This window comes from Micromonospora sp. MP36 (assembly GCF_008119785.1).
In the GTDB taxonomy this organism is placed as follows: domain Bacteria; phylum Actinomycetota; class Actinomycetes; order Mycobacteriales; family Micromonosporaceae; genus Micromonospora.
The window spans coordinates 1-22,722 of the sequence record NZ_VSFA01000063.1; the positions used below are offsets into that span (position 1 = coordinate 1).

A 22,722-nucleotide genomic window follows, 5' to 3' on the forward strand; every position below is an offset into this window, starting at 1 on the left:
AGGCTTTTCTGAGTTCACCTCGACGGCTACCGTCCGACATGGACTGGCGCCAATGACGGCGCCGGTGGACCCATCCGGGAAGGATCAGACATGGTCGTTGGGCAACGTCGGCGGGGTGGTGTGGGACGTGCCGCGGTCGCCGGGTTCGCGGCGCTGGTCACGGTGGCGGCGGGTGTTCCGGCATACGCGGACGATCGGCCGGTCAAGCGCCCGAAGCCGGTGGCCGGGGTGCACGCCGGTCAGGCGGGGATCAAGACCTTCGCCTCTCAGGAGGCGGCGGCGCGGATGGCGCCGTACGGGGCGGTGGCGGCGGGCGAGTACAGCGACGCCCTGGCCGACCTGAAGGGTCTACGCGGCACGGACTCGCGCTGGTACGAGGTGACCGACAAGGCGTACGACGCCGACGACCCGAACTACCGCGACCCGGAGTTCTCCAACTCCGGCGGCGGCGCCGGGGTGGTGGCGGGCCGGGTCACCGGCCTGGCGGCCGGGAACGGCTGGACGTTCGCCGGTGGCGCGAACGGGGGCGTGTTCCGCAAGAAGCTCGGCAACGGCGGGACGTGGCAGCCGATCTCCGACGGCATCCTCGCCCTGTCTACCGGTGACCTCGTCTACGACGCCAAGGCCGACACGCTCTGGTACGCGACGGGTGAGGCGAACACCGGCGCTACCAGCTACGCCGGTGCCGGGGTGTACCGGCTGCGAAAGGCCAGCACCGCGCGCGGCTTTTCCCAAGCGGACCGGGTCGGCGGGGATGAGCTGGAGTCGCGCAGCATCAACCAGCTGAAGTTCGACGGTGCCGGGTGGGTGTATGCGGCGACCAGCCGTGGCCTGTGGCGGCACTCGACCGACCCGAAGCGGCACAGCGAACGGTGGCAGCTGCTGTTCCTGCCCAACCCCGCCTCCGACACGGACATCACCAGGCCGTACGACAACATCATCAACGACGTGCTCATCCAGCCCGGCACGCACGGCAAGACCGTGCTGATCAACGCCGCGTGGCGTTCGGGCGCGGCCTACAACGGCTACTACCTGTCCACCAGTGGCGGCCAGCCGGGCAGCTTCACCCGGGTCACCCTGACCGGCGACATCAACAACGCCGACGTCGGCAACGCCGAGTTCGCCACCTCGGCCGACGGCGAACACCTCTACCTGGTGCAGTCGAGCCCGGCCGGGCTCGCCGCCGGCGCGAGCGCCCTGGCCGGTGTCTACCACTCCACCAACGGCGTGCTCGGCCCGTGGACCCGCATCGCGGACTCCGTCAAGCTGGAGAACTCCGGATCGGCGATCGGCGCCTTCATGGATTACCCGCCGGGTGTGCAGGCCTGGTACAACAACTTCGTCGAGGTCGACGCGACCAACCCCCGGCACGTCTACGTCGGGCTCGAGGAGGTCTACGAGACCGAAGACGCCGGCGCGACGTGGAAGACGATCGGCCCGTACTGGAACTTCGGGTTCCCCTGCTACGACCCGTCGATCCCGTCGGGCGGCTGCCCGTCCACCACGCACGCCGACCAGCACTCCATCGCCATCTCCGGCGGCACCGTCCTGGTCGGTAACGACGGCGGTGTCTACTCCCGGCCGCTCGCCCCGGCGGCCAGCAAGGAGGACTCGGCCAGGCACGCCACCGACTGGACCAACCACAACGCCACCCTGCGCACGCTGCAGTACTACTCGGTCGGCACCGGGCGTGACCCGAACGGTCGCGGCTGGGCCGTGGCGGGCGGCCTGCAGGACAACGGCGGGTCGCTGCTGCGCGGCGGGGCGCGGAAGATGGTCAGCCCGTTCGGCGGCGACGGGGGCGACATCATCGTCAACTCGCGCAACGGCTGCCAGATCCTCGACGAGTACGTCTTCCTGGCGTTGTGGCTGACCACCAACTGCGGGCAGAGCGACGGCTCCACCAGGGCGATCTTCGACGTCACCGTGCCGGACATCAACGCCCGCTTCACCGCGCCGTTCCGCGCGATCCGCGGCTCGAAGAACGTCCGCGACGGGGCGAGCGAGCGGTGGGTGGCCGGCGGCAACTCCTTCTGGCGGCACGACCTGGCGTTCGCCTACACCCCGGCGGAGGCCGCCGCCGACGACGCCAACGGCTGGCAGCCGCTCTACACGCTGGACAGCACCGGCGCCCGGCTCATCGTCGGCATGGACGCCGTCGCCGACCCGGCCGCACCGGCGGACCCGGCCAAGGACACCTACCTGGCGGCCTGGTGTGGCCAGGCCAACTGCAACAGCGCCGGCTTCACCCGAGGCGTGGCCACCAACTGGGGCGGCAGCTGGACCGAGCTCGACATGACCGGCCTGCCCAACCGCTACCCCAACGCGGTGACCTTCGACCCGAACGACCCCACCAACTCCACCATCTACCTCGTGTTCAACGGCTTCAACCGGCGCTTCATCGAGGGACCGGGCGCCGGCGTCAAGCACGTCTACCGGGGCCAGCTCACCAAGACCGCCACCGGCGTCTCGGTCGCCTGGACGGACCTGTCCGTCGGGTTCCCGGACGTGCCCGCCACGGACGTGGTCGTGGTCGGCGACAAGCTCGTCGTCGGCACCGACCTCGGCGTCCTCGTCGCCGACCGACGCGCCACCCCCGATCGCATCACCTGGCGGCGCGTCGGCGCGAACTCCGGCGCCTCCAAGTACGCCCTGCCGCTGACCGCCGTGTTCGACCTGCACGTCAGCGGCGACGGCAACCTCTACGCCGCCACCCACGGGCGCGGCATCTGGAAGACCCCGCTGAAGTCGCTGTAACGACGGCACCGGACAGGCCCGCCCGACCCGGTCGGGCGGGCCTGTCGCCACCCGGAACCGGTGCCGCGGGCGTATCGTCGAAACACCATGACCCGCGCGCAGGCCCTGCTCACCGCAGCCATCGCGACGGCCGCCCTCGCCATCGCCGGTTGTGCCGGCGACCGCGACCCGAGCAGCGGGCCTGCCTCGACCGCGGTCGCAGCCTCGGGCACCACGACCGCGTCACCCGCCGCGATAACCGCGGGCGCGGCGGCAGAGCAGGCGAGCCGGCCATCGACCCCCGGCGTCAGCGAGGCGCCCGGATCGGACAGCACGAGGAAGGCCGAGCCGACGAACCCGCCTGTCGATGACCGGACCGGCGATCTCGTCCCTGGGCGCCGGACCGTCACCGGCACTGTCGAGCGCACCGGCGAGTGGATTTTGCTCCGCACCGACAATGCCACCTGGGCGCTGCTCGGCCGGCGGGCCGAAACCCTCCGCGCGGGCAGCACGGCGACCGTCACCGGGACTACCGCCCAGTGCCCCGCCGGCTGCCCTGCCGATCACGCGCTGTCCGTGTACAGCGCGCGCTGATCACCCTGGTTACTGGCGGAATGTCACTTCCCGCACCAAGCTCCAGACGCGGTTCACGTGAGCGGCTGACGCCGATCACCTCATAGGGTTCTCCAAAAGATCTACCAAAGTGGATCAACGGGAGGACCACGTGATCGACGGAAGTCAACGACGACGGATCCGACGCCTCGCGGCCCTGGGAGTCGGCATTCTCCTGGCCAGCCTGCTCACGCCCACCCACACCGCCCAGGCGCAACCGGATCCGGCGCCCGCGGCGGGCAAGCCGACCTTCAGCAAGCCCGCCGCCTTCGACGTCACCGCACCGCTGCGCGACGTCGCCCGCACTGCCCGGCGATCGGTGGCGCCCACGCCACCGCAGTTGCCCGAGGAACGCGGCCCGCGGCTGAGCGACCGCGGCCACACCCCCGACGCGGCGGTCCAGGCCACGAAGCCGGCCCGCACGATCGGCGGCACCACCGCGAACTTCGAAGGCCTCAGCAACCAGGACAACTTCAACGTGCTGGGCGGCCGGGTCAACCCGCCCGACCCGGTCGGCGACGTCGGCCCGAACCACTACGTCGAGATGGTCAACCTCGTCTTCGGCGTCTACTCCAAGACCGGCCGGCTGCTGCTCGGTCCGCTCGCGCTCGGGGATCTGTGGGCCGGCTTCCCGGTCGACGAGTGCACCGAGCACTCCGGCGATCCGGTCGTGCTCTACGACCAGCGGGCCGACCGCTGGATCCTCACCCAGTTCACCACCCGCGGCTCGGACTACCCGAACGAGCCGGCCAACCTCTTCTACAACTGCATCGCCATCTCCACCACCGGCGACCCGACCGGCTCCTACTACCGGTACGCGTTCAACACCGGCTACAACTTCCCGGACTACCCGAAGTACGGGATCTGGGGCGACTCCTACCTGATCACAACGCGCGAGTTCGGCACCGTCGATCCGTCCGTCTACGGGATCGGGGTCTACGGCCTCGAACGGGACCGGATGATCGCCGGCGACCCGAACGCCCGGGCGGTGAGCTTCCTGCTCCAGGACGGCAAGGTTCCGTTGAACCTCATCGGCGACGGGCTGCTTCCCGCCGACGCTGACGGACCGAAGGCGCCGCCGGCCGGTTCGCCCGCGCCGATCGTCGGCACCCAGGACGACGGCGCCGGCTACGGCGCGACCTTCGACGCCGTGAACGTCTGGGAGTTCAAGGTCACGTGGAACGCGGCCCCCGCCGCCTCGATCGGGCTCAAGACCCAGCTGCCGACCGCCGGGTTCGACTCGGTCTTCCCCTGCCAGCCGACCGCTCGTGACTGCCTGCCCCAACCTGGCATCACCAACCGGGACCAGTACCTCGACGTGCTCTCGTACCGGCAGCGGCCCACCTGGCGGCTGGCCTACCGGACGTTCGGCTCGTACGAGTCCATGGTCACCAACCAGTCTGTTGAGGCGTTGCCCGGGCAGGCCGGTGTCCGCTGGTGGGAGCTGCGCCGTGACAAGCGCGGCAACTACGCCATCCACCAGGAAGGCACCTTCGCTCCCAATGACACCGTCAACCGCTGGATGGGCAGCATCGCCCAGGACCGCAAGGGCAACATCGCCCTCGGCTACAGCGTGGTCAACGGGACCGATGTCTACCCCGGCATCCGCTACACCGGCCGGCTGGTCGGTGACCGGCGCGGCGAGCTCACCCTGGGCGAGGCCACCGTTGTCAACGGCACGGCCGCGCAGACCAGCCTCAACTCGCGTTGGGGCGACTACAGCTCGATGAACGTCGACCCGGTCGATGACTGCACCTTCTGGTACGTCAACGAGTACTACACCCAGGCCGGGGCGGCTCAGGCGCCCAACGGCAACGGCTGGCAGACCCGCATCGCCAGCTTCCGCCTACCCGCCTGCTGACCCGGGTTCATCGGGCGGGCGGCCAGCCGGCCGCCCGCCCGATGCTCGGGGAAAGCTGCCGGGCGGCACCAGACAATGACAGCAGCTCGGAAACCCGACACCCTGGCTCGTTGACGGCGCCACCGCCGTGGGACTGTCGCTCCGGGAGGCGCGACGTGCGGTCGGCACGGGTGCTGCTCGACATCGGCCTGCACCTGCGACTGCCGATGCGGTCAGGAGACAGAGACTTGTCGACGCCGGATGCGCTGGAACTGCTGCGGAACCGCTGTCACCAGGGGGCCGTATGCGTCCGCCGAACTCGCGCGTTACCTGGGCCGGCCAGGGCAGGCGCTGGCCTACAAGGCGGGTGAGCGCGTGTGGCTGGCAGGCCTCTCGTCCTTCCCCCGGCGACCGGCGCACATTTCATCGTCGGGCGTTGGAGCTGGGTTCGCTGGGCTTGGACCAGTTGACGGCCGCCCTTCAGGGTGTCCGACCACTCGCGCATCGCGGTGAACAAGCCAGTGACGGCGCTTGCAGCTGCGCGTCCTTGGTATCAACACGCCGAGCGGCAACCTCGCAGGCTATGAGCGTGCGGGCTCCGTGGGGCGTCAGGAGCTGCAGGTGTTCAGCATGCTTTGCAGGGCGGACTTCTCCGACGACTGCAGGGTCAGACCCCCAGCTGTACTTCACGGTGATCCACATCTTGCTGTAGGTGCACCGGTACGACGACAGCGGCGGCTGCCAGGTGGACGGGTCCTGGTCCCCCTTAGCCTGGTTAACGTTGTCGGTCACGGCGATCAACTGCGGGTGGCTCAGGTCGTTGGCGAAGCTCTGCCGCCGGCTGTTGGTCCAGCACCGAGCCGACGCATTCTCATGGGGCACGTTGCCCGTCACGAGCCAGGGACGACGCCGGCTGTGCGAGACAACACACCGACAGGTCATCACACACCCAACCGGTACCCCGTCTACCGGGGTGAGACCTGCAGAGAGGAACCGCCATGAGAGTCCTGCTCGCCGGTGCCTCGGGCGCCGTCGGTACGCCCCTCACCCGCCAAGTCATCGCCGCCGGCCACCAGGTCGTCGGCATCAGCCGCAGCCAGACCAACGCCGAGCGGCTGCGCAACGCTGGAGCCGAGGCCGTGGTGGCCGACGTGATGGACCGCGAGAACCTGCTCGCCGCCGTGCGGGGCGTGCGGGCCGACGCGGTCATCCACGAGTTGACCGCGTTGGGCACCACGAGCATGCGGGACGCGCTTCAGGGCACGAACAGCCTGCGTACCACCGGAACCGCCAACCTCCTCGTGGCCGCCCGGGCGGTCGGCGCCCACCGATTCCTCACCCAGTCGATCGTGCTCGGGTACGGCTACCGCGACCACGGCCCGCACGTGATCACCGAGAAGGACCCGTTCGCCGAACCCGTGAGCGGCAAGCTCGGAGAGGCCGTCGCGGCCATCCGCTCCACCGAGGAGCAGGTGTTCTCGGCCGACGAGATGGAGGGCATCGCGCTGCGCTACGGGTTCTTCTACGGACAAGACAGCATGACCAACATGATCGTCAACCTGGTGCGCAAGCGCCGGTTGCCGGTGCCCTCGTCCGCTGGCTTCGCCAACTTCATCTACCTGGAGGACGCCGCCGCGGCGACCGTGGCCGCGCTGGAGAAGGGGCGCGCCGGACAGGCGTACAACATCGTCGACGACGAGCCGGTGCGCTGGGGGGATTACCTGGACACGCTCGCGGCCGAGTTCGGGGCGCGCTCGCCGTGGCGGGTCCCGAGCTGGATGCTGCGGCCCATCCCGTACGCCCACGCGATGATGACCACCTCGATGCGCGTCTCCAACGCCAAGGCCAAGCGCGAGCTGGGCTGGGCTCCGGCGGTGCCGACCTACCGCGAGGGCATCCCGCTGGTCGCGAAGGCGAGCCGCTGAGATGGGGTCATGGTTTGTGCCCGAGGGGGGATCCGATTGAAACCACTCTGGTGGCTCCACTGCGGGCTGGCGCTCGCCGCGTTGGGATTGGGAGCGCGTCCGACGGCGGTCGTGGATGGCTTTGGGTGGCCAAGGCTGCCCAGGGGCTGGGGGCTCGTCTCGGTCAGGCGGCTGCGCCGGGGCCTGGCAGCGGGTCGACGTCGTTTGCGTGCATCGGTTCGCCGCAGTGGGCGCAGCGCAGGTCGACATCGCTGATCTCGCCGCAGGCGTGGTGACGGTAGAGCACTGGCGGGCCGGCCTCGCCCGCGAGCCATTTGTCTCCCCAACCGGCCATGACCATGAGCAGGTCGACCAGCTCGGCGCCCTTCTCTGTCAGGACGTACTCGTAGCGCGGTCGCCGGTCGTAGGGGCGGCGCTCGAGCACGCCCTGGTTGACGAGGTGGTTCAGCCGCTCAGTCAGGACCTTGCGCGAGATCCCGAGGTCGGCTTGGAGCTGCTCGAACCGGGTGAGCCCGACCCATACGTCACGCAGGACCAGCGGTCGGGTGTTCGCCACCGGGCAGGGCAGCGAAAACCGACGCCACCGACGCCCACTCCGTCGCACTGGTCGGCACCCGGATGGCGGGGCTGCGCCCGAGCAGCGGTTGGTCAGCCCTGTCACGCTCGCGCGTGGCTCGTCGCCCACTCGAGCGCGTAGTCGGCCACCTGCTCCCAGCCAGGCTCGACACCGGTGAAGTGTGAGCGGTCCGGAAACTCGTAGATCTCAGTCGTCGCCTCGGAGTTGCGGTATTTCTTCGCGTTCGAGCGGATCACCGAGGGCGGCATCAGGTGGTCTTTGCCGCCCATGATGAACAACAGCGGAGCACGGTCGTCCAGGTCGTAGTCGACCCAGGTCTCCTGGTGGCCCGGCTTCCAGTTGGCTGTCAGGCCATAGGCCCAGACCCAGCTGCCGGGCGCCGGAATGTGGAGGCGGTCGTACGCGGCGTCGGACTCCTCCCGGCTGACCGTGTTGGCGAAGGCGTAGTGGAACTGCTCCTTGGTGAATCCCACCGCGCGGTGCCGGTTGGCCGGGTTCTTGAGGACTGGGAACAGGGACTTGATCTGGGCCGGCGGGTTCACCCGGACACCCTCGGGTGGCGCCGAGTCGATCACCACGGCGGCGGCGCCCAACCCGCGGTTCACTAAGAGCTGGGTGAAGGTTCCCCCGAAGGAGTGGCCCATGATGATCGGCGGGCGGTCCAGGCTCTCGACCACCTCGCTGAGATGGTCGAGCGTTGCGGGAACGGAGGCCTCGGCGATGACCTCGGGTCTTTCCCGCAACGCCTCTACCTCGATCTCGAATCCCGGGTACGTCGGCACGAAGACCTCATGGCCCTTCGCCCGGTAGTGCTCCACCCAGCGGTCCCAGCTTCGGGCGGTCATCCAAAGCCCGTGGATCAGCACGATCGGCAGGGCATTGGTCGTCGGCTCGCTCATGATGCTCTTTCCGGTGGGCTGCAGCAATCGTCGGAACCCTCGGACAGCGGTAACCTCACGCCGCAGGGATGAAGTCGCGGCCCGCCGGCGCACGCTCTGCACCGCCTCCGGGTCGCCGGTCGCTCCCTGAAATCCTAGCCGTCCGCACACCGGCCGGAAGTGGAAGCGACGTGAACGCCGGACGCGGTTGTCAGTTCGGCGCATCTGGTCACGGACGGTTACGCGCTGGCCCTGTCCGGCTGATCGTGTCACCCATCAGGTGAAGCCGCCGTGTCACCCATCAGCCGGAGTCGGACAACCGGCCACCGCCGCCAAGCCACTTGGATGGCCGCGCACGGATCAGTCGCTGGTCGGTTCATTCCCGCCTTTGATGCACCTCGCCGATGCCGACGGCGTCGTCCTCGGCGGTAGTCGGAGGCGGTGCGGGGGCATTGCCCTCGCACCATCCGCTATCGCCAGTCCGTTTCCGCAGCCTGCTGGCCTCTGACGACCATTCGCATCACGATCATGGCGTACACGCAGAGCACGGCGAGTCCGGCCCACCAAGGAAGTGGGAAGTACCCGGCCGACGGCGCGTAATGCGCGGTGACCTGCGGATACTCCTCCATCGTCTGTTGGACGGCGAAGCCGGCGGCCGGGGTGAGCCGCAGCAGCCACTCGGAGACCGTGTCGGGCAGTAGCGGGAACGCCGTGATGGCATAGGGCAGGGCGACCAGCGACAGCCCGATGATGATCGCCGCCCAGCCGCGGCGCAGCCACACGCCGACCCCGTACGCGAGGACGGCGCAGAGTGCGAGCACCGCCGGGACGCCGACGATCACCCGAGCGCCGGTCAGTATCGGCATCGGCTGCACCGCGATGCCGTTGCCCTTCAGGATCGCCGTGCCCGCCGGGAGGACGACGCCGACGGCGACCAGGCCGGCGACGAAGGTGGCCGCCCCGACGACGGCCGCTCGGGCGGCGATCACCTGCCGGGAGGCCGTCTCGGGAGCTGTGCGGGCGCCGTAGCGGGCCGCGACGATGAGCGCGATGATCAGCGCGACCGCCAGGCCGGGCAGGGTCTTCTCGACGGTACGCGCGCCCTCCTCGCCGAGCGGCCCGATGTCGCCGGTGCCGCTGATCGTGATGACGCCGTTCCTCTCGGCGGCTCCCGAGGCGTTGTGGTACTTCTCCCAGTCGGTGTGGTTCATTTCGCCGACCGGGTCGCTGTCCCACACGTCGGTGGCGCCGCCCTCGACGGTGACGTTGTCGAATACGCCGACGGCCTGGGTGAACCGGACCTCCTCGATTGCGCCGCCGAGGCCGACCTTGCGGAGCGTGAGGTCGCCGGGGGAGGTGGCGAAGAGGCCGACCTGCACGGTGTCCGGCAGCCCGTCGAGCTTCGCCGCCCCGACGGTGTGCCACTGCTTGCCGTCGGCCGACTCCGAGCCGGTGATGGTGTCGCCCGAGCGGCTCAGGCGCAGCCAGCGGGGGGACTGCTCCGAGACGCCGCCTGCGCTTCCGGCGACGTCGTGCCTGTAGTCGTACTGGAAGCGCACGCCGTGGCTGCCGGTCATCATGACCGCCGCGTACCGCGAGCCCTGCCGCACGTCGTCCTTGACGATGATCCCGGCCTTCGCCCACGGCACCAGCCCGGACACGATCTGGTCATGGTTCGGCGGAGGGTAGGTGATGGTCCCGGTCATCGAGGTCATCCGGACCGTGATGCTGCCCTCGCGGCCCAGGTCGCGATGCAGGAACCAGAACCTGTCGCTGACGGTAGCGCCGCCGCTGGCCACGGGAGCGACCGGGCACGGCCCGGGGCAGGACGAGTGGTTGCCGAAGGCGTACAGCAGGCCCAGGGCGATGATGGTGAGGGCCGCGGCGGCCAGCGCGGTCAGGCGGCCCGGGCTGCGGAACGCGGACCATTCCCGCCGGAGGAGTTCGGTGGTCGACATGCCGTCGGTTCTACGGATCGGCGCGTAACGCGGCCTGAACCGGCTCTGTCATGCTGTTGTTAGGTGGCCTGGGGCATGCTGGAGGCATGATCAGGCTGCCCAGCGGGACCGTGCGGGTAAGGTTCACGCTCCTCTATGCTGTTGTGTTCCTCGTGTCCGGTATCGGGCTGCTGGGCCTGGCCTTTCTGCTCTCCGGCGGCGGCATCAGCAGCGTCGCCCCCGCCGGAAATCTCCCCACGCAGGGCAGCCCTGCTGCGGCGCAGCAGCGTATTCGGCAGCTGGAGGACCAGCTGGCCACGGTGCACACGCAGCAGTCCCGCCAGCTGCTGGCCGGCTCGGTGGTGGCGCTGATCGTGATGGCGGTCGTGTCACTCCTGCTCGGTCGGGTGCTGGCCAAACGTGTGCTGCGGCCGCTGCGGCTCATCACCAGCGCCACCCGGCGCATTTCCGCCGAGAGCCTGGATCGGCGGCTGGCGGTAGATGGCCCGGCCGACGAGGTGAAGGACCTCGCCGACACCATCGACGAACTGCTCGAACGACTCGAAGCATCGTTCGCCGCACAGCGCCGCTTCGTCGCCAACGCATCCCATGAGCTGCGTACGCCGCTGGCGACGATACGGGCGTCGCTGGACGTCGCGGTCGCCAAGCCCGATCCGGCCCCCTCGACGGTGGCGCTCGCGGACCGTCTGCGTAGACAGCTGGACCGGGTCGATCACCTGCTCGACGGATTCCTCGTGCTGGCCCGAGCACAGCACGGCACGCTGGCCGACGCCACCACGGTCGACCTCGGCGACCTCATCGCCACGGCCCTAGACGAACGGGCCGCCGACGTGAAGACAAAGCGGCTGAGCGTGACGGTGGACGTACCACCGGGAACGGCGACCCAGGGCAGCCCCGCGCTGCTGGCGCGGCTGGTGGCCAACGTCATCGACAACGCGGTGACACACAACGAGCACGGCGGATGGATCGGAATCACCGGATCCGAGAGCAAGGAGGAGACGGAGCTGGTCGCCGAAACCGGTGGTCGAGTTCTCGACCAACGGGAGGTCGACCGGCTGGCGCAGCCCTTCGAGCGGCTTGGCGGCGAGCGCACCGGCTCCTCCGGACTCGGGCTATCCATTGTGGCCGCCGTGGCCGCAGCCCACGGCGGCCGGCTCGCCCTACTCGCCCGGCCGGAAGGCGGTCTGCGCGTGTCGATCACGCTTCCGGTCGCGAAGATGCCGGTGGCGGCATGAGGATCCTCGTCGTCGAAGACGATCACGCCCTCGCCGAGGTCATCGCCGAAGGACTACGCGACCAGGGCATGGCCGTCGACCTCGCACACGATGGGCTGACCGCCGGCGCCAAGCTCGACCTCACCACGCACGACGTGGTAGTGCTGGACCGAGACCTGCCCGGCCTCCACGGCGACACGCTGTGCCAGATGATCACCGAGCGGGCAAACCGGCCGATGGTGCTGATGCTGACCGCAGCGAGCGCACCAGGCGACCGGGTCAGCGGGCTGACCCTCGGCGCGGACGACTATCTCGCCAAGCCCTTCCACTTCCCCGAGCTGATCCTGCGTATCCAGGCCCTCGCACGTCGCAAGCCAGACGCGCGACCCCGGACACTTCAGGCAGCCGGCGTCGCACTGGACCCGGTACGCCGGACCGCCGTTCGCGACGGGCGGCAACTCAACCTCTCGGTGAAGGAGTTCGCCGTGCTGCAGGCGCTGCTCCGGGCCAGCCCAGGCTTTTTGAGCACGGAGGACCTGCTCGAACAGGTCTGGGACGAGAACGCCGACCCGTTCACCAACACCGTCACCGTGACCGTGAGCCGGTTACGACGCAAACTCGGCAACCCATCAATCATCGCAACGACGCCGGGAGTCGGCTACCGGATCGCCTGATCCCAGCGACCCGCAACGGCACGGAGGAGGCCGATTAGCGCGTGACACTCTGAGTGGGCACTCATCTCGTCTCCATGGTCGCGTACGCACTCGGGCAGCTCGGCAACCGCGAGGCGACCCCGGCCCTGCTGCGGCTCCTCGACGACCCCGACTCGCACGTCCGCGAGAACGCCCGGGACGCCCTCGGCTCGGTCGGCGGGCCGACCGCGGTCGACGCCCTGCTCACGCTCGCCGCCGACGAAGACCCAGAACTGCGGATCGGCGGCGCCCACGTGCTCGCGAAGGCAGTCGACTCCGATCCCCGCGCGGCACCGCAACTGCGCAGGAAGACTCGCAGGTTCGACTCGGTATGGACGCGAGTCTGGCCACGGTAACGGGCCAAGAAGGCGGACACCGCACGCGCACAACGAGGTGAACGAAGGTACGACACTGGAAGCCGAAGCAGGAGAGGCAGCCATACATCACCCGTGCGTCACCAGCGGCGATGAACGCCAGCCCACCCGGAGCAGCAGAAGAGTGCACTCGATCTTGCTCTATGGCTGGGCGAGTTTGCCGTTTTCAGGATGCGTCGAGGGTTTGCCGGCGCATCGGGGAGCGCAGGATCGGCACCCACACCAGCGCAAGCGCGACGCAGGCAACCCAGGTGGCAGCGCGTGGACCGGCGTAGTCACCGACGATTGCCGCCATCGCCGCGCCGAGTGTGAGCGCGCCACTGAACATCACGCGCAGGGTGCCGTTGACGCGTCCCAGGAGCCGTGACGGCGTGACGTGCTGGCGGAACGACATCAGGACCACGCTGTCGAAGCCGACCTTGAAGATCACCAGCGCCCACGCGAGCGCGGCGACCAGCCCAGGAACGGGCTGACCGACCAGCGGCAGCACGAGCGAGACCGGGGCGATGGCCAGCCCGATCGCAAGCACCGAGCGGCCAGCGCCGAGGAGCCTCGACAACCGCTGCCCACAGAACGCCCCGAGCAGGCCACCGGTTCCACCGGCACCGAGGAAGAGGCCCAGTTGGCTTTCCGACCAGTGCAGTTCCTGAACCAGGAGAAGCGGCAGCATCGCGACCGTGCCTGCGGTCGCGAAGTTCACGAGCGCGCCGGCGACGGCGATCGCACGCAGGGTGTGGCTGCGCCGGACGAACGATAGCCCTTCCCGCACCTCGGCCGCGAGCGAGCGTCGTACGACGTCAACCCGGCGCGGCTCCGGCCGCTCGATCCGTCGAATCCACAGCGCCGACCACAGGTAGCCCAGTGCCGTCGCGACCAGAACCGCCGCCGCTGTCGACAGGCCGACCAGCCAGCCGGCCAGCGCGGGTCCGCCGATCAACGCCATCTGGTCCACGATGCCGAGGCGCCCATTGGCCGCGACCAGGCGCCTGCCGTCCCCACCGCCGACAAGGTCCGGCAGGTGGCTCTGCATTGCGACGTCGAAGAAGACGGTCGCGACGCCGTTGAGGAACACCACCGCCCAAAGCTGGGTCATGGTCAGAGCGGATGCTGCGGCGGCGATCGGTATCGAGCCGATCAGCACGAACCGGGCCAGATCCATGGCGATCATGACCGGGCGACGAGCAACCCGGTCCAGCCATGCACCGGCCGGCAGCCCGAGCAGCAGGAATGGAGCGGTGCCCGCAGCGGCCAGCGAACCCGCCGCGCCCGGACCAGCGCCGAGCGACGTGATCGCGACGAGCGGAATGGCCACCTTGGCGATGTTGAAACCCCATTTCGCCGCCACCGCGGCGACGAGGTAGCGAGCGAAGTCGCGGGGCAGGGCCCGGGCGGCGTCGTGCCCACGACGAGAGGCGTGCTGGATCGACATGCCCAAACGTTCGGCGTCGGCCGCCCCCGCGCGCCAACGATTCAGACTACGGTGAATCCTCGTGGAGCCCATCTGATGCTGCGAATGTCGTTGACCCTGGCCGATCTCGCCAGTGTCAGGTTCGCGATCTCCCCCGCCTGGGGGGTCGTCGCGAGCCTGCGCGTACTCCGCGATCCCGGTGCGCACGCCGTGCACCTGCCATGGGTGACCCGGCACCGGGCCAGGGTGCTGGCCTCACCCGACCTGCGTCAGCTGCGCGACCTGGTGATGGCACCCGAGCGGCACCTGCCGGGTTTCCTCGCGCCGGCGCCGCACTCACCCGTCGCCGAGCCCGAGGCGGAGTTCACGGCGGTGCGGGAGACGCCAGCGGCGGTCGTACGCGAGGAACTGGAGACGGTGTACGGCGACCGGCTGCCGGCCTCGCTGTCGGACCTGCGCCGCGCGCCGCGCCGTACCCTGCCGATGATCGTGGGCCAGATGCGGACCTACTGGGGCCTCACGCTGGCGCCGTACTGGGGGCGGATACGCGGGATTCTGGAGGCCGACGTGATGTTTCGGGCGCGGCGGCTGGCGGACGACGGCCCGCACCGGATGTTCCCCGAACTCGATCCCGCGGTCTCATGGTCGGACGACGTCCTGTCGGTGGACCGGCCCAATCTGGACCGGGACTACGAACTCGGCGGTCGCGGCCTGGTGCTCGTGCCGTCGCTGTTCGCGTGGCCGAACGTCTTCGTCAAGGCGTCCGAGCCGTGGGCTCCGGTGCTGCGATATCCCACTCGAGGCGTGGGCTCGATGTGGCACAGCGACCCACCCGCGGCCGATCTCGCCCCGGTGATCGGCCAGGCTCGCGCGACCCTGCTGGTCGAGCTGACGACTCCGTCGACGACGACGTCGCTGGCCCGCCGCACCGGGCTGACCCCGAGCGGAGTCTCGGCCCACCTCTCGCGGCTCGTGACCGCGGGCCTGGTCACTCGGCAGCGAGCCGGTCGTCTGGTCTTCTACGTGCGCACCGCGCGGGGCGACGCGCTCCTCGGCGACTGATCCGGCTGAAGGGCAATGCCGCGGCCGGTGCGTTCGGCCTCGGTCACGATCTGCTTGGCGATGCGATGGTTGACGTCGGCCGCGAACCGGGCCTCCTTACGCCGGCGGGCCTTCAACAGCCGCTTCGCCGACTTGGTGCCGATGCGCTGAAGCTTGGCCCGCAACCGCTGGTTACGATGCCGCACCCGGTTCAAACCCTTGCCGGAGTGCCGGGTGGCGTCGTCGGTGGTGGCGATGTTCGCGATACCCAGGTCCACACCGAGGAACCCGTCGGACTCCTTCATCTCCACATCAGGGATGTCGCACGTGGCGTACAGGAACCACTTGCCGTCACGGTGCACCAGGTCGGACTCACCCCGCCGGTGCGCCACCAGGGTCGCGTACTGCTGCTCAGAGCAGCCGAACCGAACTCGGTTCAACCCGGGGAACGGCGGTGCTCCCCTGACCGGATGCCGTGCCCGGCCAGCGCCTGCCGCTTCACAACGGCACGTCCCTACACCCCGCTGCCACATCCCACCGACGGGGCTCCGTTTTACGAGGCATCAACGAAGGTTCACGCGATTCACCCGTCCGGTCTGCCCCTCACCCGTGACCTCCCAGGTGGAACAGGAGACCCTTCGGCTTTCCCCTCGGGCTTCGCACCCTGCCGTTACCAGCAGCGCACGCCAAGGGCGGGGCCAGGCCATGAGCACAAGCCCGGAGCTACACCACCAACATCGCCTCGGTCCTCCAATCAGCCAACTCTCTCGCAATGTGCGACCTCGTGTCGCAATGGCAGATCCGGACGACCGTGGGCGCGACCTCGCGAAGTAAGGTCGTGAGATGGTGCCCGTGACTCGGCTGGACCACGCCGTCATTGCTGTCTCGGATTGGCGGGTCTCCACCGACTTCTATCGTGATGTCGTCGGTGCTGAGGTGATCAGCGTTGGCGGCGACCGCGTTGCGTTCCGAGTCGGTCCCAACCAGTTGAGCGTTCATGGGCCGGGTGTCGACCTTGCGGACAACGTTGCCCGTCTCCCCGTCCGCCCGGGGAACAGTGACATCTGCTTCGTCTGGGAGGGGCCGATCGAGGAGGCGGTGGCACACCTGCGACAACACAACGTCGAGGTGGAAACAGGACCTGTTCGGCGATTCGGTGCCGGCGGGACAGGGACAAGCGTCTACTTTCGCGATCCTGATGGAAGCCTGCTCGAGTTCATCTCCTACGAGGCGTCCCCGCGGCGGGCCAGCCCCGACCCGGCCGACCCCGACAGGCCAGCAGGCGGCCGTCCAGGCGTTGCCGATGCCCCACGCTCGTCACGGACCACCTCTTCGCGCAGAAGCCGCAGGCCCGAACCTGGCTCAGCATGATCAGACATCGGCTCATCGGGTACTTGTTTCGGTTGACCTACGACTGTGGCCCCCAACCCAACGCACCGAGCAACTCGCGGGCCGACAGCCGCCCCGACTGGACGGGCCATCCCCAAATACCAGACCGGCCGCGTCGGGACCGGCAGGCAGACTCAGCCTCGGCAACACCGGCAACGGCGCCGTAGCCCGGACAGCCGGCCGCATCGTCTTGGGCGGCACCAGGGCAGCGATGATCTGCTCACCACCGGAGGGCGGAAGCCGAGATGGACATGTCCACCATCGTCGCGGGGCACCCGGAGTCAAACTCAACTTCCCGCAACAAGCGGCACAAGCAGCCGCCTGCGGGTATGGTGACCGGTCACGCAAAACGTGAATCTTCACCGAAAACTGGTGTCCGAGGCCGGATTAGAACGCAAGGTTAGAGCACCCGCTCAGCATGGGTGCTCATGCCGCAATCCTATAGCAGCGTCGTGTGTGGACATCCGTCGTGCAGGAGGCTGCGGCCATGACGACGCGGCGGAGGGCTCACGCGTACCGACAGCGCCCGGCGGAAGAAACGCCGGGCTGCACCGGCGTCGCGGCGCGCCGACACGAGCACATCGATGACCTGCCCGTACTGGTCGACCGCGACCTTCTCGTCCGCTTCGTGGGCGTCGCATCGAGCACGCGGTGAGCACGTGTACGCCGTGCCACCGCCGCCGCGGTTTTGTTATCCGCTGCCGCGCGCCGCGTCGAGGAGGTCTGCCGATGGCGCCCTCGACCATCGCGGCGACCTCCAAGTCCGAGGCCCGTAGCGTCTGAAAGTCCTCCGACCAGGTGGATGAGCTTTTCGGCAAGGGCAGGGTCGGTCGGCATGTGGCGGCTGCAACTGCAGTGCTCGATGCGGTCGTCGTCGGTTGTAGTGGCAGACGTACTGATCGAGGGCGCGACGGAGATGTTGCTCGCCGACGATGAGCATGCGTCGGCCGGGCACGAAACGCCGGGGAAACAGGCGACCGGGTTGTATCTCCCTCGACCGACCGGAGCCATTACGGCACCACCCAGCGCCAACGTAAGGAGTATTGCCATGGTGAACGGGAGTAATCCCGGAAACGTCGGCCGGCGCGCGTTTCTGCGTCGGGCGGGCCTGACCGCCGGCGCCGTCGCGGTTCTTCCCATGCTGGGCGGCTGGGACGGCGCCTCCGCCGCGCCGGCTTCGACCCCGCCGTCGGCGGGTGCCGACCCCGACGAACTCTTCAGGGCGGGCCTGTTCGACGAGGCGGATCGGGGCTACACGCGACTGCTGCGGGAGGACCCCGGGAATGCGCATGCGCTGGCGCAGCGTGGGTACATCGCCCTCCTGTCCAACCGGTTCGCCGATGCCGAGACGTACCTGTCCCAGGCTGTCAGCTCGGCTCCCGACGATATTGCCGCACGGCAGCGGCTCGCGGAGTGTTTCGTTCGCCAGGATCAGCATGCCCGCGCCATCCCGCTGTTGCGGAGCACGGGCCGGCCGCGTGACGAGGCGTTTGCCGAGTTGTACGCCCATCTGCCCGACGCGCCGTGGCAGGTGCGCGGCGCGCAGCGCACCCGCGTCCCGTTCCTGGGTGTCGACCCCTTGCCGCACATCCAAGCTTCCGTCAACGGCGGAAATCCCAAGCGGTTCTATCTCGACACCTATGCGACGCTCGACCTGTCCCAGGACGTGGCGGAGGAGGCGGGACTTCGGGCGGTGGCCACCACCTCAGGGGTGGCCAGCAACGGACCGGTTACCATCTACCTGGGCGTCATGGACTCGTTCCGGCTCGGGGACATTGAATTCCGCAACATCCCGGTGCAGTGGATCGACGCCCAGCGGCCGCCCCTTCCCGACGGCTCGCAGGCGGCGGGCGTGATCGGCACGACGTTGCTCTACCACGCGCTCTCCACGATGGACTACGCCAACCGCGCGCTGGTGCTGCGGCGCAAGACCGCAACCCAGCTGCGTGATTTCCGAGCCCAGGTTGGGCATCCGGGGCTTGACAGGTTGCCGCTGTGGTTGGCGGGTGATCACTACCCATGCACGCTGGGCAGCCTGGGTGACTACGGGCCGCGGATCGTCACCCTGGACACGGGCGGCACGCTCTATGGCGTCGACACGACCGTGGAGATAGCTGAGCGGGCGGGCATCGAGGTGGACTACGCCCATCCGCAGGAGTTCAACGGGAGCACCATCTATCCGATCACCCCGGACCGGATCAGCCTCGGGAAGGCGGTCGGACATGAGGTAAGCGGAATGGCGGTGACAACCACCTGGCCGGGCTTCCCGGGCCCCGGTCAGTCCGCCCTGTTCGGGTTTGACATCATCGCGAACTTCACCCATAAGTTCTTCAAGCCGTTCGCCATCACCTTCGACTACACCGACATGCACTTCTACATCACCCGGCGGTGACACCGCCGATGGTGATCCGCCCTCGGTCTGGAGCCGCACGGCTGCGGCAGGGGGTGTACGTACTCATCGGCGAAGGCCGTCGTCATCCGGCCCGGCCGGGAGCGTGACTGTGACGACGAGGCCGCCGTCTTCCCGGGCGGTCGCGGTGGCCCACCCACCGTGGGTGGCCGCCACCGACCGGACGATGGACAGGCCGAGCCCGGCCCCCTTGGCCGTGATCTGGCGGTGATCCCCTAGGCGGCGGAACGGGCGGGCGCCGTCGGCGCCCGCCCGCTTTCTACAGCATGGTCAGCGGAACAGGAACGTTTGGGTCTGCGGGTTGAGCATCGGCAGCTTCTTGGCGCCGGCCGTCTCCGGGCCGCTGTACCGGATTACGTCCACGCCGCGGGAGATGTCGTTGGCGACGATCAGGCCGTTGTACCAGTAGGTCGACCACTGGTTGGACTGCATGTCGTAGTAGCCGATCTCCTTCGGGTTGCGCGGGTCGGTCAGGTCGACCACCGAGGTTCCCGAGCCGTACGCGGAGGAGACGAGGATGTTCCGTCCGGCGACGGGCACGTAGTTGAAGTTGTGGTAGGTGTTCGGCTCGGCGCGTGGGATGCGCAGGTGGCTCAGCGGCGTGCTGAGGTCATCGACGGCGTAGGTCCAGAGCGCCCCGTACGGTTCCTGCGCGGGCCCGAAGTACTCGTCGCCGAAGGTGACGTACTTCCCGTCGTGGGTGAACGCCGCACTGTGCCAGATGTCCACGTCCGGCGTGTCCACGTTGGCGATCACCCGGGGCGCCAGCGGGTTCCCGATGTCCCAAAGCTGCCCCTGCGACAGGCAGGCCGCGGCAGCGAGCTTGCGCGGGGTCAGGACCTGGATGTCGTGGCAGGCGAAAAAGTCGCCGGACGCGCCGGCCATGAGGTCGATCCCCTTGACGGTGGGCTCGGCGACAACCTTCGCGGCGAGGCCGGCGGCGGCGTCGCCACCCGGTACGTCAATCACCGAGACCCGCTCAAACGGGGCCTGACAGTCCGGCCCGATGTTGCTGGCGCTCAGCGGGTACGACGCGACGTAGATGTACGTGCCACCATCCTCACGGGGCACGAGGGTGTGGGTGTGCGAGCCGCAGTCGGTCCGGATCGCCTGCAGAAACCGCGGCGCCCTCGGGTCGCTGACGTCGAAGACGCGTACCCCTTCCCAGGCGCCCGGGGTGGACGCGGTGACGTTGCGGGACCCTTCGCAGCCTGGCGTGCTCTGCGGCGTGTCCACGGACAGGAACAGCAGGTCACCCCAGACCGAGACGTCGCCCTGCGGGCCGTTGCAGTGCACGTCGGCCAGCGCAACCGGGGCGCCGGGCTCGGAGATGTCGATGATGCGGAAGCCGCCGTAGTGGCCGGCGTAGACGAGGTTGCCGGAGAAGGCGAGGTCGGAGTTGACGCCACCGGTGTGCGCGTCGGTGGAGAGCAGGTGCATGTTCTTGCTGTAGCCGTCGGCCGGGCTGCTCGGCGGGGGCGGCGGAACGGAACCGTCGTCCCACGGCTCGTGCGCCTCGGCAGGAGACGCCATAAGGGCAAGGAGGACCGCCGCACCGGCGACGGCGAGTGATCGGATTCGAGAAGGTGTACGCACGGCGCTCCCTCACGTCGGACGTGTCGCCACATGACGCGATCACGCAGGTGAAGATCAGCTTGTCAAATATTTCCACCTATCGCTAGCCCTTCGACGGAAATAGCCCTGGTCCGGGGCCTGCTGACGCCTGACCACGTCGCCAACAGCGCACCGCTGACGGATCCGCGCAGCCGGGGCGAGCTACTGTGCCGGCCAGGAGACCGAGGCGAATCCGCCTACCGTCCGTTCACCCCCAGCGACGTTCGAGCCAGGGTGGCGGGTCAGCCGGCGGGCCGGCGGGCGACCAGATCGGTCGCAGGGCTGTTCATACGCCTCGGACGGAGCTGGAGGCTGACGTCGCTGAACCCGGCCCGCTCCACATCATTGGCCAACTGCTCGGGTGAGGTGTGCAGCACGTGGCGGTGCACCGTAATCGCCAGCCGCCCGCCGGGCCGCAGCACGCGGTACACCTCAGCGGGGCCGGCCTGCTCGTCCCAGAGCATCACGTTGTTGACCGAGACCACGGCGTCCACGCTCCGATCGGCGTAGCCGGTGTGCTCGGCGCTGCCATCGCGTACCGTGTCCGGCTGTGCTGCACTGTCCCGATGGGTGATCTGACGCAACGTACGCCCCGCCCGGACGTCGTGGTCGTCGGTGGCGGCGTCATCGGCCTCACCACCGCCGTCTGCCTGGCCGAGGCCGGCATGGCGGTGCTGGTCCGCACCGCTGACCCGGTCGAGCGGACCACCTCGGCGGTGGCGGGTGCGATGTGCGGGCCGACGATCACCGGTCCGGACGACCCGGCTACCCGCTGGGGCCGCGTCGGCGAGACCGAGTTCGCCGCGCTCGCCGAGGATCCGGGCTCCGGGGTGCACCTCGTGCGCGGCCGGCTGGTGAGCGACCTGGGCGACGCGCCGCCGCCATGGGCGGCCGGGCTGCCCGGCTTCGCCCTGTGCACCGAACAGGAGCGGGCCGGCTACCGCAGCGGGTTCTGGGCGGAGTTGCCCTTCGCCGACATGCCGCGCTACCTGGCGTACCTGGCGGCACGGTTGGCCGCGGCCGGCGGGCGGGTGGAGCTGCGGCCGGTGCGCAGGCTGGCCGAGGCCGCGGCCGAGGCGCCGGCGGTGGTCAACTGCGCCGGCGTGGGCGCCGCCGAGCTGACCGGCGACGACAGCGTCCGCCCGGTGAAGGGGCAGCACGTGGTGGTCGCCAACCCCGGCCTGACGGAGTTCTTCTACGAGGGCGGCGTCGGCGACTTCTGGTGTGGCTTCTTCCCGCACGGCGACCGGGTGGTGCTGGGCGGGGTGGCCCTGCCGGACGACCGGGACCCGAGTCCGGACCCGGCGGTGGCGGAGCGGATCCTGGCCCGCTGCGCCGGGGTCGAGCCGCGGCTCGCCGGGGCACGGGTGCTGCGCCACGAGGTGGGTTTCCGGCCGGTGCGCCCCTCGGTGCGGCTCGAGGAGGAGCCGCTCGGCGGGGCCCGGTGCGTGCACAACTACGGCCACGGCGCGGTCGGGGTCACCCTCTCCTGGGGCTGCGCCCGCGAGGTCACCGCGCTGCTGGCCGGCTGATCCGCCGGCTGGGCGGGTCCGGGCTGGTCCGGCCCGGGCCCGCCCGGGAAACTGCCGGCTCCGGGGCGCGGTCAGCCCTGGCCGACGCCGAGTTGGGCCATCAGGCTCATCCCCTCCGAGACCACCCAGTACTCGGCGAACCGGTCGCCGCTGCTGCGCAGAATGTCGGTGCCGGCGAACTGGACCTTCGTTCCCGGCTCGGCCGTGGCGCCTGGCATCCCGCCCGCATACGTGCCGTGGAACCGCCAGTGCGCGGCGACCAGGTCCCCGTCGACGATCGGGCCGACCTCGATGACGGTGGACACGTCCCGGAACAGAGAACAGCTCTCCCGGATCAGTTTGGTCAGCGCCGCCGGGCCGCGGACCTGCTCGGCCGGCGCGCCGTCGGTGCGGGCCTGGTGGATGACGAAGTCCGGGGTGACCAGCTCGGCGGCGAGCGCGTCGAGCCGGTCGCCCTCGGCCGTCCACGCCTGCTCCAGGTACCGCCGGTAGCGGGCCTTCACGTCGTCGGTCATGTCGATC

General features: G+C 69.5%; 20 protein-coding genes and 2 pseudogenes. 11 read left to right on the top strand and 11 right to left on the bottom strand.

Annotated elements, in window-relative coordinates; all coding sequences use genetic code 11:
• The first annotated feature begins 90 nt into the window (after positions 1-90).
• The 3 genes from FXF52_RS28710 (at position 91) to FXF52_RS28720 (ending at position 5,209) form a co-directional block, all read left to right on the top strand.
• Positions 91-2,757 carry a glycosyl hydrolase gene (locus tag FXF52_RS28710; RefSeq protein WP_148801462.1) on the top strand — a complete coding sequence of 889 codons (2,667 nt, stop codon included), beginning with the start codon at positions 91-93 and terminating at the stop codon, positions 2,755-2,757.
• 87 nt (positions 2,758-2,844) lie between these two features.
• Positions 2,845-3,330, top strand: coding sequence for a hypothetical protein (locus tag FXF52_RS28715; protein WP_148801463.1), 486 nt, complete (start codon positions 2,845-2,847; stop codon positions 3,328-3,330).
• A 130-nt stretch (positions 3,331-3,460) separates the two neighbouring features.
• On the top strand, positions 3,461-5,209 hold the full coding sequence (locus tag FXF52_RS28720) for a hypothetical protein (protein WP_148801464.1): 1,749 nt from the start codon (positions 3,461-3,463) through the stop codon (positions 5,207-5,209).
• A gap of 587 nt (positions 5,210-5,796) precedes the next feature.
• On the opposite strand, the pseudogene FXF52_RS44190 reads toward FXF52_RS28720, so the two are convergent.
• Positions 5,797-6,055, bottom strand: a pseudogene (locus FXF52_RS44190) (hypothetical protein); the annotation flags it as partial.
• A 131-nt stretch (positions 6,056-6,186) separates the two neighbouring features.
• Between FXF52_RS44190 and FXF52_RS28740 the strand changes: the two are divergent.
• Positions 6,187-7,113, top strand: a complete 927-nt coding sequence (locus FXF52_RS28740; protein WP_148801466.1) for an NAD(P)-dependent oxidoreductase — start codon at positions 6,187-6,189, stop codon at positions 7,111-7,113.
• Between the two features lie 163 nt (positions 7,114-7,276).
• Here the strand turns inward: FXF52_RS28740 and FXF52_RS28745 are convergent, their stop codons facing one another.
• The 3 genes from FXF52_RS28745 to FXF52_RS28760 form a co-directional block, all read right to left on the bottom strand.
• Entirely contained in the window at positions 7,277-7,669 is a 393-nt protein-coding gene (locus FXF52_RS28745; protein WP_148801467.1) for a helix-turn-helix domain-containing protein, read from the bottom strand.
• A 101-nt stretch (positions 7,670-7,770) separates the two neighbouring features.
• Positions 7,771-8,691, bottom strand: a complete 921-nt coding sequence (locus tag FXF52_RS28755) for an alpha/beta hydrolase (protein WP_255472440.1) — start codon at positions 8,689-8,691, stop codon at positions 7,771-7,773.
• A 347-nt stretch (positions 8,692-9,038) separates the two neighbouring features.
• Positions 9,039-10,526, bottom strand: a complete 1,488-nt coding sequence (locus tag FXF52_RS28760) for a DUF1349 domain-containing protein (RefSeq protein ID WP_148801468.1) — start codon at positions 10,524-10,526, stop codon at positions 9,039-9,041.
• A gap of 86 nt (positions 10,527-10,612) precedes the next feature.
• On the opposite strand from FXF52_RS28760, the gene FXF52_RS28765 reads away from it, so the two are divergent.
• The 3 genes from FXF52_RS28765 to FXF52_RS28775 are packed head-to-tail and all read left to right on the top strand — an operon-like array spanning position 10,613 to position 12,788.
• Complete coding sequence (locus FXF52_RS28765; RefSeq protein WP_187413761.1) at positions 10,613-11,761, top strand: HAMP domain-containing sensor histidine kinase; 1,149 nt, start codon at positions 10,613-10,615, stop codon at positions 11,759-11,761.
• Positions 11,758-12,414: a response regulator transcription factor gene (locus FXF52_RS28770; RefSeq protein ID WP_148801470.1), complete on the top strand. Its 657-nt coding sequence runs from the start codon at positions 11,758-11,760 to the stop codon at positions 12,412-12,414. Before FXF52_RS28765 ends, FXF52_RS28770 begins: the two co-directional genes overlap by 4 nt.
• A 53-nt stretch (positions 12,415-12,467) precedes the next feature.
• Positions 12,468-12,788 (top strand): HEAT repeat domain-containing protein, encoded by a 321-nt coding sequence (locus FXF52_RS28775; RefSeq protein ID WP_148801471.1) that lies wholly within the window; start codon positions 12,468-12,470, stop codon positions 12,786-12,788.
• A 184-nt stretch (positions 12,789-12,972) separates the two neighbouring features.
• Here the strand turns inward: FXF52_RS28775 and FXF52_RS28780 are convergent, their stop codons facing one another.
• Positions 12,973-14,235 carry an MFS transporter gene (locus FXF52_RS28780; RefSeq protein ID WP_187413762.1) on the bottom strand — a complete coding sequence of 421 codons (1,263 nt, stop codon included), beginning with the start codon at positions 14,233-14,235 and terminating at the stop codon, positions 12,973-12,975.
• 84 nt (positions 14,236-14,319) lie between these two features.
• On the opposite strand from FXF52_RS28780, the gene FXF52_RS28785 reads away from it, so the two are divergent.
• On the top strand, positions 14,320-15,276 hold the full coding sequence (locus tag FXF52_RS28785) for a DUF5937 family protein (protein ID WP_187413763.1): 957 nt from the start codon (positions 14,320-14,322) through the stop codon (positions 15,274-15,276).
• Here the strand turns inward: FXF52_RS28785 and FXF52_RS28790 are convergent.
• Positions 15,234-15,695 (bottom strand): hypothetical protein, encoded by a 462-nt coding sequence (locus tag FXF52_RS28790; protein ID WP_222870728.1) that lies wholly within the window; start codon positions 15,693-15,695, stop codon positions 15,234-15,236. The two genes, FXF52_RS28785 and FXF52_RS28790, sit on opposite strands and share 43 nt — an antisense overlap.
• A 403-nt stretch (positions 15,696-16,098) precedes the next feature.
• Between FXF52_RS28790 and FXF52_RS28795 the strand changes: the two genes are divergently transcribed.
• On the top strand, positions 16,099-16,626 hold the full coding sequence (locus FXF52_RS28795) for a VOC family protein (protein WP_148801474.1): 528 nt from the start codon (positions 16,099-16,101) through the stop codon (positions 16,624-16,626).
• Positions 16,627-17,083: 457 nt separating this feature from the next.
• Here the strand turns inward: FXF52_RS28795 and FXF52_RS44195 are convergent, their stop codons facing one another.
• The gene (locus FXF52_RS44195) at positions 17,084-17,224 is read right to left on the bottom strand and encodes a hypothetical protein (protein ID WP_370518034.1); all 141 of its coding nucleotides are present in this window, start codon (positions 17,222-17,224) and stop codon (positions 17,084-17,086) included.
• Between the two features lie 255 nt (positions 17,225-17,479).
• Between FXF52_RS44195 and FXF52_RS28810 the strand changes: the two genes are divergently transcribed.
• The gene (locus FXF52_RS28810) at positions 17,480-19,036 is read left to right on the top strand and encodes an aspartyl protease family protein (RefSeq protein WP_222870729.1); all 1,557 of its coding nucleotides are present in this window, start codon (positions 17,480-17,482) and stop codon (positions 19,034-19,036) included.
• A gap of 63 nt (positions 19,037-19,099) precedes the next feature.
• On the opposite strand, the pseudogene FXF52_RS28815 reads toward FXF52_RS28810, so the two are convergent.
• The 3 genes and pseudogenes from FXF52_RS28815 to FXF52_RS28825 form a co-directional block, all read right to left on the bottom strand.
• Positions 19,100-19,273: pseudogene (locus FXF52_RS28815) on the bottom strand (ATP-binding protein); the annotation flags it as partial.
• Between the two features lie 51 nt (positions 19,274-19,324).
• Positions 19,325-20,587, bottom strand: a complete 1,263-nt coding sequence (locus FXF52_RS28820; RefSeq protein WP_148801476.1) for an LVIVD repeat-containing protein — start codon at positions 20,585-20,587, stop codon at positions 19,325-19,327.
• A 323-nt stretch (positions 20,588-20,910) separates the two neighbouring features.
• Positions 20,911-21,252, bottom strand: coding sequence for a class I SAM-dependent methyltransferase (locus FXF52_RS28825; protein WP_148801477.1), 342 nt, complete (start codon positions 21,250-21,252; stop codon positions 20,911-20,913).
• Between FXF52_RS28825 and FXF52_RS28830 the strand changes: the two genes are divergently transcribed.
• Positions 21,235-22,200, top strand: a complete 966-nt coding sequence (locus FXF52_RS28830; protein WP_148801478.1) for an FAD-dependent oxidoreductase — start codon at positions 21,235-21,237, stop codon at positions 22,198-22,200. The two genes, FXF52_RS28825 and FXF52_RS28830, sit on opposite strands and share 18 nt — an antisense overlap.
• Before the next feature lie 71 nt (positions 22,201-22,271).
• Here FXF52_RS28830 and FXF52_RS28835 read toward each other — a convergent pair whose 3' ends face one another.
• Positions 22,272-22,715 (bottom strand): ester cyclase, encoded by a 444-nt coding sequence (locus tag FXF52_RS28835; protein ID WP_148801479.1) that lies wholly within the window; start codon positions 22,713-22,715, stop codon positions 22,272-22,274.
• Positions 22,716-22,722: the final 7 nt, after the last annotated feature.